Here is a 14,708-nt window from a genome sequence, read left to right as displayed (position 1 = left end):
AACGTTGCGGGGCTTAGATTATTTGTTCCTATCTTTCGCGGAGGTGGGTTATGAGCACTGCAACGGTTGCCAATCGCCTGGTTACTTTGTGCCGTGAGGGCAAGTACGAAGAGGCGCAGCGGGAGCTTTATGCCAAGGATGCGGTTAGCGTCGAGCCCCAAGAGATGGCGAATGGCCCGATGGGAAATGCGAAGGGATTGAAGGCGATTCTCGAGAAGGGACATCAGTTCCAAGAGGCGGTGGAGAAGATCCACAAGAACGAAGTGAGCGATCCGGTGATTGCGGATGGCTGGTTCAGCGTAGCGATGCATCTGGATGCCACGATGAAGGGACGCGGGCGTGCGGATATGCGCGAGATTTGCGTGTATCACGTGAAGAACGACAAGATCGTGCAGGAGCAGTTTTTCTATGACGTGCATTGAGCCTGGCCGAGGGCTCAATTTATGTTGTGTGCTACGCACGCCATGTTTGGACTGGATGATTCGCTTCGCTCACCCCTACGGGGTCGTCCTTCGGACGTTCTCCGCGCGTCGCGCTCCGTCCGGCCTTCGCCGGGATGACGTTCGCTTCGGTTGAGGTGTACAGCCTGTAGTGTGGTTCTCTTCCTTACTAAGAAGGAAGCAAACAAAAGCCCCGCTTTCGCGGGGCTTTTGTTGTGTAGCTACTGGGCTATTAGCTCAGTCGATATCAAGGAACGAACGCAGCTGTTCCGAACGACTGGGATGACGCAGCTTGCGCAGGGCCTTGGCTTCGATCTGGCGGATGCGTTCACGCGTGACGTCGAACTGCTTGCCGACTTCTTCCAGGGTGTGATCGGTGTTCATGTCGATGCCGAAGCGCATGCGCAGCACCTTCGCTTCGCGCGGGGTGAGGCCGGCGAGCACGTCGCGCACGGTTTCCACCAGGCCGGTTTCGGTGGCCGAGTCGATTGGTGAGCTGGCGTTGGTGTCTTCGATGAAGTCGCCCAAGTGCGAATCTTCGTCGTCGCCGATCGGGGTTTCCATCGAGATCGGTTCTTTGGCGATCTTCAGCACCTTGCGGATCTTGTCCTCGGGCATGTCCATTTCCTTGGACAGCTCTTCCGGCGTCGGCTCGCGACCGAACTGCTGCAGCATCTGACGCGAGATGCGGTTGAGCTTGTTGATCGTTTCGATCATGTGCACCGGAATGCGGATGGTGCGCGCCTGGTCGGCGATCGAACGCGTAATGGCCTGGCGGATCCACCATGTGGCGTAGGTGGAGAACTTGTAGCCGCGGCGGTACTCGAACTTGTCTACCGCCTTCATCAGGCCGATGTTGCCTTCCTGGATGAGGTCGAGGAACTGCAGGCCGCGGTTGGTGTATTTCTTGGCGATGGAGATCACCAGGCGCAGGTTGGCCTCCACCATTTCCTTCTTGGCGCGGCGTGCCTTGGCTTCGCCCACCGACATGCTGCGGTTGATTTCTTTGATGTCGGTCAGCGGCAGGAACAGTTTCTTCTCGATGTCCTGCAGCTTCTGCTGCTCGGCATCGATCTGCTCGCGGTAGTGCTTGATGTTGGGCGACCACTTCTGGCGCTTGCGGCCGAGCTCTTCCGCCCAGGCGAGGTTGCCCTCGTTGCTGGGGAAGGCTTTGAGGAATTCGGCCTTGGGCATTTTCACGTGCTTGACGAAGACGTCCATCAGCATGCGCTCGTGATGGCGAATATTGCCCACCACTTCACGCAGGCGGCGCACGAAGCTGTCGATCAGCGCGGACGGCAGCTTGAGCTTGAGGAACTCCTCGGCCATCTGGTCACGCAGCTTGGTCACCTTCTTGTCGTTGATGTCGGTGGCTTTGGCGGCGGCTTTCTGGAACTTGCCGTAGTAGTCGCGCAGCAGTTCCATGCGGCGCTTTACTTCTTCCGGATCGGGGCCGGTGGGGCCGGCTTCTTCGTCTTCGGTGCCGGCGGCTTCTTCTTCTTCGTCTTCCAGGTCGGCATCGGCTTCGGCCTCGGCCAGCTCGGCTTCGGCCAGGGCGGCGTCGGCGGCCTGTTCCAGGTCGGCGAAGCCAGCCAGGATCTCGCTGAGGCGGCGCTTGCCGTCCAGATGCTGGTCGTATTCTTCCAGCAGCAGTTCGATGGTCAGCGGGAAGCTGGCCAGCGCGGTCTGCACCTGGGTGAGGCCTTCCTCGATGCGCTTGGCGATGGCGATTTCGCCTTCGCGGGTGAGCAGTTCCACCGTGCCCATCTCGCGCATGTACATGCGCACCGGGTCGGTGGTGCGGCCCACCTCGGAATCCACGGCGGAGAGCAACGCGACTGCTTCTTCGGCGGCGGTTTCGTCGTCGGTGGCGGCGCCGGGGGCGTTGTCGGCCAGCGGGTCGGCATCGGGGGCGGCGTCGTGCACGTCGATGCCCACACCCTTGAGCACCGCCATGATGTCTTCGATCTGCTCCGGATCGACGATGTCGTCAGGGAGGTGATCGTTGATCTCGGCGTAAGTCAGATAACCTTGCTCTAGACCCTTGGAAATAAGGGCCTTGATTTCCGACTGCTGCTCGTGGGCTTTGTTATTCATGCTAACCGCCGCGGGATAGGAACCAATCAGTATAGCGATGTGATGCTTTTTTGACCAGTTTTCAAGTGAAAAATTCGCTGTCATCGGCACGCAAAAATCGCGCCAAATCGCGGGTTTCGACGGGAATGACAGCGTTCGTAGGCTTGCTCGTCTGCCTGGGCACCTAACGCACCTCGAGCCAAAAGGTGACAGGGCCATCGTTGACCAGATGTACCTCCATATGGGCGCCAAAGCGTCCAATTTCCACCCTTGGATGCGCCGCGCGTGCCAGTTCCACCAGGCGCTCGAACCAGATTCGGCCATGCTCGGGTGAGGCGGCGCTGGTGAAGCTCGGACGCATGCCCGATCGGGTGTCGGCAGCCAGGGTGAATTGGCTCACCAGCAGCAGGTCGCCGCCGGTATCGGCTAGCGAACGATTCATCTTGCCGGCCTCGTCGCAAAACACGCGGTAGCCGAGCAATCGTTCCAGCATGCGCTTGGCCTGTGCTTCGCCGTCGTCCGGCTGGACGGCTACCAGCGCCAGTAGCCCGGGGCCGATGGCGCCCACGGTTTCGTTGTCAACGTCGACGCGGGCGGAGAGCACGCGCTGGATAAGAGCAATCATGAGCGGTCGAGGTGGTGCAAGGAGAGGCGATAACTCTGCAGGGCGCTGCGGGCTGGGTAAAGGGGCGAAAGGCGAGCAGTCAGGACGTGAGTTCCGTTGCGCACGGAGGGTGGTTGCCGTTGCTGTGATCAACGGCAGATAGCGCGGATGCTTGAGGGTTTCGATCACGGGTATGCATTCAAGTCAGTGCCATTCGTGTCTAGCCCCTATACCCTTACGCGTTCGCCCGCTGCACACGTCAACCTCGATGCGTCCTGATATCTACCTCGTCTACCTGCTGCTGCGCCTTTTGGGGCTGCTGCCGTTGCGCTGGCTGCAGGTAATCGGCGCAGGCTTGGGGCGACTGGCGCAGCGTCGCGGCGGCAAGATGGCGCGCTATACGGCGGTGAACATCGGCATCGTGAAGCCGGAGTTCCATGAGGCGGCACGCACCATGCTGGTGCGCGAAGCGATGATCGAAGGGGGCAAGTCGATTACCGAGATCGTGAAGATCTGGGGCGCGGGCGCAGAGCGCGCGCTGGGCCTGGTGCGAGAAGTGCGTGGCGAGGCGCTGTTCGATGCAGCGCTGGCGTCCGGCAAAGGCGTGATCATTGCGGCGCCGCATCTGGGTTGCTGGGAATTGCTCAATTACTGGCTGTGTCGCAAGACGCCGATGGCGATCCTGTACCGGCCGCCGCGCATTGCCGCGGTGGAGGCGTTGCTGCGCAAAGTGCGCGGCGCGCTGGCGCCGGAGCAGGTGCGTGCGGAAGGCGCTGGGGTGCGTACCTTGTACAAGCGACTGGCGGCTGGCGGCACAGTGGGCATCCTGCCGGATCAGAAGCCGCGCGCGGGTGAGGGTGAGTTCGCACCGTTCTTCGGCCGCGAGGCGATGACGATGGTGCTGTTGCCGCGCCTTGCCGCGCGTACCGGCGCCACCGTGCTGTTTGCCTTTGCGGAGCGCTTGCCACGCGGCGAGGGATATCGCATCCACTTTCTGCCGGCGCCGGAAGGCCTGGACGATGCGGACTTGCCGCGCGCGTGCGCGGCGCTCAACCGTGGCGTGGAGAACTGCGTGAATCTGGCTTTTGCGCAGTATCAGTGGCATTACAAGCGGTATTCGGCGGATAACCGACCGAGTCCGTATTGAGGGACGTTGCGTCCCTTTATTTACTTTTCGACAACGGTTTTAGTGCCTCACCGTCATTCCGGCGAAGGCCGGAATCCAGTCTAAATGTGCGTCCGAAGGACACGACATTTTTTAATGTTGAGTGCTACGCACAACGTATTTGAACTAGATTCCGGCCTTCGCCGGAATGACGACTGGGCAAGGTTCGCCTTTATCGAGAACGTATGCCGGTAGCAGAACGAAAACAGATCATCCCTGCTCAATCCTGCGCAAAAACACCGTCATTTCCTTTTCCGCCTGCTTATCTCCCCGGTGCTGCGCCACGGCAATACCTCGTCGCCACGCGTCCACCGCGCCGGTTTTGTCATCCGCCGCCAAGCAAGCTTTGCCGAGCAGCTTCCATGCAGCGGAATAATCCTGATCAAACGCCACCGCCTGTCGAAACTCCTCGATCGCGGCTACATGATCACCCGCACTGAGCAACGCGTTGCCCAGCGAAAACCGCAGCAGCGCCCCGTCGCGGGGACCGCCACATTGCGCGCGCAGGCTGTCGATCAGGGCGGTGTTCACGACTGCGGCATGGATTGCGAAGGAATGGGAACAGGGAAGACGCGCGGTGGCTGCGCCGGTTCAGGCGGCGTGCGGCCCGCGCGCAGTGCGGCGATCGTTGGCGCCGACCACACCACCACCCACGAAGAACGGAACGGCTGCGCCAGCAGGGCGTAGCGCAGGGCCGAGGCGTCGATGTTGTCGGGGTGGGTGATGATCAGACCGTCGGGATGTTCCTTGGCGAACGCCTGCAAAGCCATCCCGTCGCGTAGCTCATTGATCGACTCAGTCAATCGGCCGGCGAAATGGAACTGGCCTTCGTAATTGCCCTCATAGGCGACCGAGTGACCATCGGCCTGCGCGGAGGAAATCAACGTGGTGGTCGGGCTCAGGTCGTACTTGTGCCATAGCGTCAGCGTGAACAGCGCATTGAGCGCGAGCGCACCGAACAGGCCAGCCACGGCCAGGCGGCGCATTTCGCCGCGCCCGCGCAGCAGCAACAGGCCGCCGAGCAGCAGGAATGCCACGCTGAAGCTACGACTGTACGGCGCCGCGCCTTCGATCCAGTCATTGTGAAACGCGTGACTCATCGCCAGGTACGGCAGTGCGAACAGCACACCGGCGAACAGGATGCCGCCCACGCCAAGCACCCAACTGCCCAGCCAGTAGTTCTCGGCCAGTGCCGTGTGCCGCTCACGCAGTACGGCGATGGCTCCGGCGAGCAGCAGCATCCAGCCGCCGAACTCCGGTAACAGGTAGTACCACTGCTTGCCGCTGATCACCGAGAACAGCACGAACGACGGAACGAGCCAGCACAGCGCAAAGCGCAGCCCGCCTTCGAGTGGCTTGCGCAACGTACCCAGGGCCACCCACGCGCGCGGCCAGGCGGTGAACGGGAACAGCAGCATCGGCAGCCAAACTAAATACCAACCGAACCAGTGCGGATGGCTTTGCAGCGATTGCGCTTGCTGCGTACCGTTCACCACGCGCCCGGCCGTCTGGGTGAAGAACAGCCGCTGCCGATAGGCGTCGCCACCGGAAAAGCCGGCTGGAATGGCCCACGCTATCAACATCGCAAAGCCGAGCAGCAGGGCCAGCACGCCGCGTCCGTACCAACGTGCGCGATGCACGCGCGCCCAATCGTTCCATAGCGGTCCAAGCAGCCACGGAAACACGATGTGCAGCAACATCACCGGCCCCTTGCTGAGCAAGCCGGCGCCGATCAGGAGGCCGAACAGCAGCCAGCGCGGCTCGGCGCGGCGCAACGTGGGCGTCAGGCACAGCAGCGCGCCAAGCACGCAGTCGGCCAGCAGCACTTCGTACATGATCTGCAGGCCGAACAGGAACGCGTACGACAAAGCCAGCAGCATCCACGGCGCGGCCTTCGCCACCCACGGACGATCAGGGAACAGGCGGCGCGCCAGGATCGACAACTGCACCAGCTGCACGCAACCGAAGATCACTTCCAGCACGCGCGGCCATAGATCATTGACGCCGAACACGAACCAGCCGGCGTGGATCAGCCAGAACAGCAGCGGCACTTTCTCACTGTAGGGTTCACCATTGATGTGCGGCACCAGCCAGTGATGCTCACGCCACATCTCCCACGCTACCGCGAGGGTGCGAGTGGAGAACAGCGGCATCGGACCGTGTGAGAAGATCGCCACCAGCGCCACCACGGTCCATAACGGCAGCCAGGGCCACAGGCTGCGAAGGACTTCGGAGCGGCGATAGGTGTTGGTGGTCGGCACGGGCAGCGGCTTTGTGTGGGAGTGGGCGGGATTCTAGCCGGTGCGGCGCATATCACCGTTATTGTTTGAATCTTGCGCGAACAAGTCCCTCTCCTTATCGGGAGGGGTGGGGGTGAGGGTGCGATCAACGCGCGATGAAAGAGACTTGCGCAAGAAGCCGGCATTGCGCTCCGCTCGAACCCTCACCCGCCTATCGGCACCCTCTCCCGGAGGGAGAGGGGAAAAGCTGCATTACGCCGGTCCCCAATAGCCAATGCGCTTGCGCAACTTCAACTTGCGCCACCAGTTACCTGGCTTCCGCTTGCGATTGCGCCCGCCCGCGGCGATGAAGGCGTCGATGGCATCCAGCACGCGTTCGCTAGAGTGTCCATCGGGATACGGGTGGATCGCCTCGCCGAAATCCTTGATCGCCTGCATCAGCTCCGGCGGACGTGACAGCGCGCGTTCGATCGCCGGTTCAAATTGCGCGGCATCATCGATATCGATCAGCTGCGGACCCGGCGCGCGGTTCTTGAATGTCACCACTGGCTTGCCGGTCAGCAGGAATTCGCTGAGAGCGGAAGACGTATCCGAGCACATCATGTCGACCTGCGGGAACAGCTCCAGGATGTTGTCGTTCTCGGCAAACGTCAGGTACTCGTTCTGCAGCGCTTTGTACTTTGCCACCGTGTCCGGACTCATCTTGGGATGGAAGGACACGATCCAGTGCCAGCGACCGTCGCGCGAAAGACGCTTCACTTCGTCGTACAAAGTTTCCGCCGCGCTCCACGAGGGCGAAAAGGTGGAGTGATACAGGATCACTGGCGGCGTGCGCACCGGCGGCAGCGGGCCGGCGATTTCCTTCATGAAGGGATCGAGCTTGGGCCAGCCGGTTTCGGTCACGGTGAAATGCCCGAGCTTCTGCGCCAGCGCACCGAATTGCGTGGTATCGCGCGGGCCGGTGGTGCAGTACAGATCGAAAAAGCCGCGGATATACACATGCCTGGGCTTGCCGGCGTTGAAGCCGTGAAACACTTCCACTTTCACGCCGGGGAAAAAATGTGGCAGGTGATTGCCTGGTGTAATCACCGCAATCGGCTTCCACTTGCGCACTTCTTGCACCGTGAACAATCGCTCACCTTCAACCAGATCTTCCGCGCCAGGGCCGTCGAAGAACCAGGCAGCTTCATCACCACGCGCGCGGATCGCTTCCTGCAGCGGGCGCAGGATAGCCAAGGCATAGCGTTCCGATCCGTAGAGCAGGTAGTGCTTGGGCATTTCAGTGATCCAGACCGCTGCGGGTCAACGCAGCCGCGGCGGTGTCGCGGGAAGCGGGATTCAGGCGCATCTCGTAATAGCGCATGCGTTTGTAGGCCGCGTAGCTAGCGGCCGTCTGCGCGATCGCGTAGCCGCGCCAACCGTCGAGAAAGCCCAGGCGCAGCACGTAATCCTTGAAAAAGGCCAGCGCAAACACGAACGGCATTTGCCACATGCGTGCGGGCTTGTTCTTGTCCAGCCAATCGCGGCACTTGAGCTCCGAATACAAGAGCACCTTGAGCTGCTTCTCCACCAGGCTAGGGTTGTTGTCGTGCAGGAACGGCGCCTTGAACGTGACGGCTGCGCCCTTGTACTGCAGCGACTCGTGCACGCGCACATCGTTCCAGCGGGCGCGAGCGCGATGGTAGAAGCGCGCCATCTTCTCGCCCACCGCTGGGCGGTACCAGTGCATGGGACTGCCCATGTAGATGAGATGCCGGCGCAGGATCGCCGCCGCCGTGTCGCCGGCCATCAGCGCGGGCAGCTGGCGTTGCAGTTCCTCGGCAAGTTCTGGCGTGAGGTGTTCATCTGCATCCAGCGCAAGAATCCACGGATGGCTGCACTGCGTCGCGGCGAAGTTACGCTGCGGGCCGAAGCCAAGCCAATCCTGATGCACCACGCGTGCGCCGTGGGCACGGGCAATGGCCACCGTGTCGTCGGTGCTGCCGCTGTCCACCACCAGTTTTTCGGCGGCGAACGGCACGCTGTCCAGGCAGCGCGCGATTTTTTGCGCCTCGTTGCGGGTGATCACAACGAGCGTGAACGGAAGAAGGGACGCCATGCGTGCATTCTAGCGGGCATCCACGTGGCCCTGGGCAGGGATGTGCACCGTGTCGCGGCTACCGCGTTCACATATTCCGGACACATTCCGTTCCGGTGCGGCAGGGTACGTTAAGATGCGCGCCACCCGAGCGGCGGGCCGAACTTGGCCCGTCGTGCGCTCGAAACCTGCCGGGCCGCATGGCGAAATGATGCATCGGCGTTCGTGATTCTTACTGGAAACTGTAGATCGTCATGCCCAAGTCAGCCGTGGCCAGCGTTACCGTCATGGTCTCCACCTATAACTGGAAGGAGGCCCTGGCACTCTCGCTGCGCAGCTTGTCCGGGCAAAGCCGTTTGCCGGATGAAGTGATCGTGGCCGACGACGGCTCGCGCGAAGATACCGCCGAGCTGCTGCGCGACATCGCCAGAACTTTCCCCGTGCCGCTCAAGCACGTATGGCAGCCGGACGAGGGTTTTCGCAAGGCGCGCATCCTCAACCGAGCTATCGCTGCCACGCGGAGCGAGTACATCATCCAGTTCGACGGCGACATGCTCGCGCATCCGCGCTTCGTGGAGGATCACCTGAGCCTGGCTCAGGCAGGGAGGTTCCTGCAGGGCACGCGCATCCGCACCACGGTGGCCGAGACAGCGCGCCTGCTTGCCGACGGCACGCCGCGCTTCGGCTGGTTCGTGGACGCTTATTTCCGTGACGAAAACGACCGCGGCACCTGGCACTTCGGTCGTCGGCACCACACTTTGCGCTTGCCGTGGCTGGCGAAGATCAAGTCGCGCTCCACCGGGCATCCGATGGGCTGCAACGTCAGCTTCTGGCGCGAAGATCTGCTGCGTGTCAACGGCTATGACGAGCGCATGCACGGCTACGGCAGCGAGGACCTGGAAATCGACATCCGCCTGCGCAACGGGGGCCTGCGCCGTTCGCAGATCAAGTTTGCGGCGCTGGCGCTGCATCTTGAGCACAAGTCGGTGTCCTCGCAGGACCCGGCCGATCCCGAACTACCCAATAACAAGCTTTTGTTCGCCAGCAAGGAACAGCATCTCGTGCGCAGTGAATTCGGTCTGGATGCCCATCTTGCGGACTTCGTGCAGTCGCCTGCCGTCGATCTTCGGAGCCAGCGCGCATGACCGTGTCCGCACGCAATCCGGTATGGCTGGAAGCGTGGTCCGAGCAGCAGGACACCACCGTGACGAGCTGGATTCGGCGCTTGCTGGTCGTGGGCATGGCCTGGCTGATCATCGGCATGGCAGTGATGCCGGCCGGCGCCTCCTACAACCCCAGCAAGGCGTACCAAGCCGTGCTGGCGCTGACGATGTGGCTACCGGTGATAGTGCTTATCGTCATGCGCCCGCAGCGCTTGGCCGAATTCTGCAAGCTGCCGCTGATGCCTTGGGTGATCATCTTGCTGGTCTGGGGCTGGGTATCGCTGGCATGGAGTCACGCGCCGCATCGCGGCGATGAAGCGGCGCGCAATCTCAGCGTGCTGTTGTTTCTCATCACTAGCCAATGGGTCTTCGGCAGCAGTGAGCAGCGCACGCGTTGGCTGCTGATCGGTTGCGGTTTGGTACTGGCCGCGGTGGCCGTGATCGACATGGTGGACTTCGCGCTGCATCCGCCTGCCGACGGACGCCTGACCGGCATCGGCGTGATGGCCAACGCCAATCTCGCCGCCGCGGGCATGGGCGCCGCACTGATCTGGCTGTGGCCGTGGCGCTTCGAGCATTGGGGCTGGATCGTCGTCAAGTGGATGGCGATCAGTGTGCTGGCTCTGTTCGTGCTGCTTACCTTTACACGCAGCGCGTGGGCGGCCTTGTTCGTGGCGCTGATGGCGATGGTGCTGTGCCGCGGCGGCCGGCGCGCCTGGCTCTTTGCCGGGGTGATCTGCCTGCTGGGCGCGCTCGGCGTTGCGCTGGGTTTCGAAATGCTGATGGAACGCGGCTGGTCATTGCGGCCACAGATCTTCGCCAAGTCGCTGGAACTGTTCCTGCAACATCCCTTGCTGGGATTGGGACAAGGCACCGCGTTCACCATCCAGGCCGGTGACGAAACGCTCGATCACGCGCACAACATGTTCGCGCAGCTCTCGATCGAACTGGGTTTGCCGGCGGTGCTGTTGTGGGCCGGCATCTGGCTTGCGCTGGGCTGGCGCGCGTGGCGACACAGGCATGAAGCGGCGGGGCTGCTGGTGTTCGGCTTGTGGGTGTTTGGTACCGTCGCCGTGCAGTTCGATCTGCCGCACCTGCTCGATAGCCCGCGTCCCGGCTGGTTGATCACCTGGCTGCCGCTGGCGTTGAGTACTACGTTCGGCCGGCGAGCCGCGCGTAACGCATGAAAGTTTCGCTGATCATCATCACCTACAACTGGCCGACGGCCCTTGCGCGCGTGCTGGAAAGCGTGGCCGCGCAAACGCGTCTGCCGGACGAGGTGCTGATTGCCGATGACGGCTCCGGGCCCGAAACCGCGGCAGTCATCGCCAAGGCGCGCGAGCATTTTCCGGTGCTCTTAAAGCACATCTGGCAGGAAGACTTAGGATTCCGCGCAGCCCGTGCGCGCAACCGCGGCATTGCGGCGAGCAAGGGCGATTACATTGTGCTGCTCGACGGCGACATGCTGATCCATCCTGATTACATCGCCGATCATTTGATGCTGGCCAAGCAGGGTTATTTCCTGCAGGGCGGGCGCCTGAAGGCGAACTACGCGGAAAGCCAGCGCCTGCTTGCAGGAGGCAAGCCGGTCTACGCGCCGTGGGTGAAAGCCAATTTCCACGAGTTCGACGGTACCAAGCGGCTCTATGCCTTTCGCGCTCCGCTGCTGGCGCGCTGGAAGGCACGCTCGCGCAGCGGCGGCCGCGTCATGAGCTGCAATATGAGCTTCTGGCGCGAAGATCTGCTGCGCGTCAACGGCTTCGACGAGCGTATGGAAGGTTATGGCGCGGAAGATCGCGAACTGGTCGTGCGGCTGGAGAATGCTGGGTTACGGCGCCGTGCATTGAAGTGGTGCGCGTTGGCGATGCATCTGGAACACAGCTCGCGAGCGCAGGATGACGTGAACAATCCGAGCTTGCCGAACAATCAGTTGTTGCAGGAGAGCATCGAGAAGCATCGGGTGCGGTGCGAGCTGGGTATTGATCGGCATCTGGCGGAATTTGCTGGGTGCTGACGCGCATGAGGTTCTTATCCCTCAAGGCCGTCATTCCCGCGAAAGCGGGAATCCATCTTGCTGTTGGATCAAAGGCCAAAGTGGATTCCCGCTTTCGCGGGAATGACGGCCTTGGGGATATACATGGCTTACGAGGCGCGTAGCGCCTCCAATAAACGCTGTGGAAATCCTGCATGATTGCGTTCGTGCCAAGTCCGCGCAGCCTCACCCATACGCTCGGTCGTCGGAAGATCCATGCTCAAGCAACGCTCAATCCCCTCTTCCATCGCCGCTTCCGTAAAGCCGTAACACGTCGCCAAATCCTGCATGCCGATCGCCTGCGCCGGTACCAGCACGCCACGTTCAGCAGTCACCAGCTCATTCATCGGCTCGGCATCGAGCGTCACCACCACGGCGCGGCAACTCATCGCTTCGACGAGGTAATGGCCAAAACCTTCTGTTTGCGACGGACAGATGTGGAAGCGATGCTCATTCTGCAAACGACGATAGTCGGCATCGCTCAGATGATCACGGATCAGCGTAACGTTCGCCGGCAGCGCTTCGATCTCCACGCGCTTGCGGCGCCACGCAACCGTGAGCATTGGCCATTCCGGATGTTTGCGCCACAACGCCAGCAAAGCCTGCGTACCTTTGTTGCCGCTGCGTCCGGGGCCGTGGAAAAAGGCTTGTTTGCGCAGAATACTTGCATCAAATCGATCTGCGCTGGTGAAGCCGATATAGCGCGTGTTGGCGCCAAGCGCCTGGAATAGCCGTTCGGCGTGCCACGTCTTCACCCACACGGCGTCCATCATCGGCAGCGCGATTTTGTCTTGTGACCGAAAATATTCCGGATTGGGAATCAGCACGCTACGCTGCGCCGCGCGCAGAAACTCAGGACGGATGCGCTCCAGCATCACGTTTACATCGAAGGTCGGCCGTTTGCGCGCTAGCGAGAGGCGCGTCAGCCATTCGGTGAAGCGGCCGCGGTGCGGCAAGCCGGTGATCTGCGTCGAGCATCCGGCGCGCTGCAACGCATCGGCCAGAAGCGGCAGGTCGCGGCTGAGGCCCGCGCCGTTGTCGCGTGCGATGAGCTGGCAGCGATCAGGATGCGGCATCGTCTGGCTCCGGTGCTTCGTCGCTGTTCTTCGGCATGCAGCCGGGAATCACCGCATCGGCCTTGAACAGCCACCAATCGCGGCGATTCGCATGGCCCACGTCGATGGCCTTGCTGCGATCTACACAATGACCCATGGCAGGTTCCTGCGCGAACAGCCAGCGCGCGGCTGGCGCAGCGGCCTGCCATTGCGCGCCGCGCACGAACTGCTGCGAGGTTGGTGCGCTGAAGCCGAAATCCATGGCGTGGCGATCGAGCATCAGCATGTTCTGTTCCTTCCAATCGATCAGACCGATTTCGTTCTGCGGGCCGAGATGCGTGCTGACGCGATGCATCAGGCCGACCGAGGAACTGCTGTCGTTAAGCAGGGGATACGCCCACAAGCCCCATACCATCCACAGCGCCAGCATGCCGCCAGCCACGGCGTAGTGCGCGCGGTGCAAGCGGAAGATCGCCAATGCCAGCCATTGCGCGGCGCCGATGACGATGCACATCCACCACAGGCTGTCCGCGGGTCCTTCGAAGCCGCGATCGTAGGCGAGCTTGGTCGCGAAGGCCGGATGCGCGCCCAATGCATAGATGCCCAGCCCCAGCATGCACCCGCCGATGAGCAGCAGGAAGATTGCGCCCAGCGCGCGCAACCAGCGCTTTGCGAGCATGTCTTGAAGATACGGTGCGGTAATCAACGCCAGCATCGGCACGATCGGCAGAATGTACACGTCGCGCTTGCCGCCCGATGCGCTGAAGAACAGAAACACCAGCACAATCCAGCCCAGCGGCAGCAGGATGCGCGCATCCTTCGCTTTCAGCGCTTGCCACCAACGCGGCAGTGTACCGGGATAGGTGAGCGATAGCGGCAGCCAGTTGTAGATCATCAACGGCAGATAGAACAGCGGCCCATGGATGTGATGCCAGGCGTTTGCATAGCGATGCGCCGTTTGCTTGAACAGAATGTTGTTGACGTACGTCGTATAGACAGGATCGCCGGCATGCGCACGCGCGGCCAACAGCATGGGAACCAGCCACAACGCAATCGCGGCCAGCGTAGCGACCAGGCCCAGCAACCAGCGCCACCACGTAGCGTTATCGATCGCGGCGATTCCGTCCCAGCGGCGAACAGCTGCCCACGCGTAAGGTAGCAGCATCAGCAGGGCGAGAAATCCAACACCCTTGGTGATCACGCCAAGGCCCGCGCAGAAGCAACCGAACCAATACAGTCGCCAATTTGGCCCGCACAACAGATGACGCAGCAGACCCCAGTTGGCGGCGGTGATGAAGAACACCACCAGCGGATCGATTTGCGCGCGCTTGGCCTGGAACACGAACTGGATGCACATCAGCGCGGTCATCGCCGCATACATACCGATCTTGCGATTCCACAAGCGTCGGCCGAGGTCGTAGATCAACCACAACGTGCCCAGCGCGGCGAGGAACGAAGGCAGCATGAAGGCAATGCGCCAGTTGCGGACTAGCTCGAAGCTGGCCGCTTCCAGCCACATCAGCATCGGCGGCTTGTCTGCGTACAGCTCCACGCCGCGATGCGGGAACAGCCAGTCGCCGCTTTCCACCATCTGCTTGGCGGCGAGCGTGTAGCGCGGTTCGTCGGAGGGCCACGGATCGCGCAGGCCGATGCCAACGGCGAGGATCAGGATGGCGAAGAAGGCGAGGAGCCAGAATTGGCGGTGTTCCGAGAACAGCTCCCTCTCCCCTTCGGGGAGAGGGTTGGGGTGAGGGGCAGTGCTTGCCATAAATCCCAATGATTCCGCGTTTGTTTCTTCTAAAGCTGCTTAGAGACTATGACGTCTCATCGCAAGATTGGCCCCTCACCCCAACCCT

13 protein-coding genes are annotated in these 14,708 nt (G+C 61.9%); 5 read left to right on the top strand and 8 right to left on the bottom strand.

Annotated elements, in window-relative coordinates:
- Positions 1–50 precede the first annotated feature (50 nt).
- Positions 51–422 carry a SnoaL-like domain-containing protein gene (locus ISP18_RS16970; RefSeq protein WP_380014701.1) on the top strand — a complete coding sequence of 124 codons (372 nt, stop codon included), beginning with the start codon at positions 51–53 and terminating at the stop codon, positions 420–422.
- Positions 423–677: 255 nt separating this feature from the next.
- Here ISP18_RS16970 and rpoD read toward each other — a convergent pair whose 3' ends face one another.
- A complete protein-coding gene (rpoD, locus tag ISP18_RS16965) occupies positions 678–2,537 on the bottom strand; it encodes an RNA polymerase sigma factor RpoD (protein WP_380014698.1) in 1,860 nt (619 codons plus the stop codon).
- Positions 2,538–2,700: 163 nt separating this feature from the next.
- Positions 2,701–3,141, bottom strand: coding sequence for a D-aminoacyl-tRNA deacylase (gene dtd, locus ISP18_RS16960; RefSeq protein ID WP_380014695.1), 441 nt, complete (start codon positions 3,139–3,141; stop codon positions 2,701–2,703).
- A gap of 247 nt (positions 3,142–3,388) precedes the next feature.
- Here dtd and ISP18_RS16955 point away from each other — a divergent pair, with 247 nt between their 5' ends.
- Entirely contained in the window at positions 3,389–4,267 is an 879-nt protein-coding gene (locus ISP18_RS16955) for an LpxL/LpxP family acyltransferase (protein WP_380014692.1), read from the top strand.
- A gap of 228 nt (positions 4,268–4,495) precedes the next feature.
- Here ISP18_RS16955 and ISP18_RS16950 read toward each other — a convergent pair whose 3' ends face one another.
- The 4 genes from ISP18_RS16950 to ISP18_RS16935 form a co-directional block, all read right to left on the bottom strand.
- Positions 4,496–4,816, bottom strand: a complete 321-nt coding sequence (locus tag ISP18_RS16950) for a tetratricopeptide repeat protein (protein ID WP_380014689.1) — start codon at positions 4,814–4,816, stop codon at positions 4,496–4,498.
- Complete coding sequence (locus ISP18_RS16945) at positions 4,813–6,546, bottom strand: ArnT family glycosyltransferase (RefSeq protein ID WP_380014686.1); 1,734 nt, start codon at positions 6,544–6,546, stop codon at positions 4,813–4,815. The genes ISP18_RS16950 and ISP18_RS16945 overlap by 4 nt, the downstream gene beginning before the upstream one ends.
- 231 nt (positions 6,547–6,777) lie before the next feature.
- A complete protein-coding gene (locus tag ISP18_RS16940; RefSeq protein WP_380014683.1) occupies positions 6,778–7,803 on the bottom strand; it encodes a CDP-glycerol glycerophosphotransferase family protein in 1,026 nt (341 codons plus the stop codon).
- Position 7,804: 1 nt separating this feature from the next.
- Positions 7,805–8,623 (bottom strand): glycosyltransferase family 2 protein, encoded by an 819-nt coding sequence (locus ISP18_RS16935; RefSeq protein ID WP_380014680.1) that lies wholly within the window; start codon positions 8,621–8,623, stop codon positions 7,805–7,807.
- Positions 8,624–8,856: 233 nt separating this feature from the next.
- Here ISP18_RS16935 and ISP18_RS16930 point away from each other — a divergent pair, with 233 nt between their 5' ends.
- Genes ISP18_RS16930 through ISP18_RS16920 form a run of 3 tightly spaced genes read left to right on the top strand, consistent with a single transcriptional unit; the run spans position 8,857 to position 11,779 of the window.
- Positions 8,857–9,747 (top strand): glycosyltransferase family 2 protein, encoded by an 891-nt coding sequence (locus ISP18_RS16930; RefSeq protein ID WP_380014677.1) that lies wholly within the window; start codon positions 8,857–8,859, stop codon positions 9,745–9,747.
- Positions 9,744–10,952, top strand: a complete 1,209-nt coding sequence (locus ISP18_RS16925; RefSeq protein ID WP_380014674.1) for an O-antigen ligase family protein — start codon at positions 9,744–9,746, stop codon at positions 10,950–10,952. The genes ISP18_RS16930 and ISP18_RS16925 overlap by 4 nt, the downstream gene beginning before the upstream one ends.
- Complete coding sequence (locus ISP18_RS16920; protein WP_380014671.1) at positions 10,949–11,779, top strand: glycosyltransferase family 2 protein; 831 nt, start codon at positions 10,949–10,951, stop codon at positions 11,777–11,779. The genes ISP18_RS16925 and ISP18_RS16920 overlap by 4 nt, the downstream gene beginning before the upstream one ends.
- A 128-nt stretch (positions 11,780–11,907) precedes the next feature.
- Here ISP18_RS16920 and ISP18_RS16915 read toward each other — a convergent pair whose 3' ends face one another.
- Positions 11,908–12,873 (bottom strand): glycosyltransferase, encoded by a 966-nt coding sequence (locus ISP18_RS16915; RefSeq protein WP_380014668.1) that lies wholly within the window; start codon positions 12,871–12,873, stop codon positions 11,908–11,910.
- On the bottom strand, positions 12,860–14,620 hold the full coding sequence (locus ISP18_RS16910) for an ArnT family glycosyltransferase (RefSeq protein ID WP_380014665.1): 1,761 nt from the start codon (positions 14,618–14,620) through the stop codon (positions 12,860–12,862). The genes ISP18_RS16915 and ISP18_RS16910 overlap by 14 nt, the downstream gene beginning before the upstream one ends.
- Positions 14,621–14,708: the final 88 nt, after the last annotated feature.

This window comes from Dyella humi (assembly GCF_044904605.1).
GTDB classification, from domain to species: domain Bacteria; phylum Pseudomonadota; class Gammaproteobacteria; order Xanthomonadales; family Rhodanobacteraceae; genus Dyella_B; species Dyella_B humi.
Note: the sequence above shows the minus strand (reverse complement) of the source record. Positions and strands in the feature narration are given on the sequence as shown.

Excerpts from the sequence above, each read along its gene's own strand:
- ISP18_RS16970 (WP_380014701.1), top strand. The coding sequence starts at position 51 with ATGAGCACTGCAACGGTTGCCAATCGCCTGGTTACTTTGTGCCGTGAG.
- rpoD (WP_380014698.1), bottom strand. The coding sequence starts at position 2,537 with ATGAATAACAAAGCCCACGAGCAGCAGTCGGAAATCAAGGCCCTTATT.
- dtd (WP_380014695.1), bottom strand. The coding sequence starts at position 3,141 with ATGATTGCTCTTATCCAGCGCGTGCTCTCCGCCCGCGTCGACGTTGAC.
- ISP18_RS16955 (WP_380014692.1), top strand. The coding sequence starts at position 3,389 with ATGCGTCCTGATATCTACCTCGTCTACCTGCTGCTGCGCCTTTTGGGG.
- ISP18_RS16940 (WP_380014683.1), bottom strand. The coding sequence starts at position 7,803 with ATGCCCAAGCACTACCTGCTCTACGGATCGGAACGCTATGCCTTGGCT.
- ISP18_RS16935 (WP_380014680.1), bottom strand. The coding sequence starts at position 8,623 with ATGGCGTCCCTTCTTCCGTTCACGCTCGTTGTGATCACCCGCAACGAG.
- ISP18_RS16930 (WP_380014677.1), top strand. The coding sequence starts at position 8,857 with ATGCCCAAGTCAGCCGTGGCCAGCGTTACCGTCATGGTCTCCACCTAT.
- ISP18_RS16925 (WP_380014674.1), top strand. The coding sequence starts at position 9,744 with ATGACCGTGTCCGCACGCAATCCGGTATGGCTGGAAGCGTGGTCCGAG.
- ISP18_RS16920 (WP_380014671.1), top strand. The coding sequence starts at position 10,949 with ATGAAAGTTTCGCTGATCATCATCACCTACAACTGGCCGACGGCCCTT.
- ISP18_RS16915 (WP_380014668.1), bottom strand. The coding sequence starts at position 12,873 with ATGCCGCATCCTGATCGCTGCCAGCTCATCGCACGCGACAACGGCGCG.
- ISP18_RS16910 (WP_380014665.1), bottom strand. The coding sequence starts at position 14,620 with ATGGCAAGCACTGCCCCTCACCCCAACCCTCTCCCCGAAGGGGAGAGG.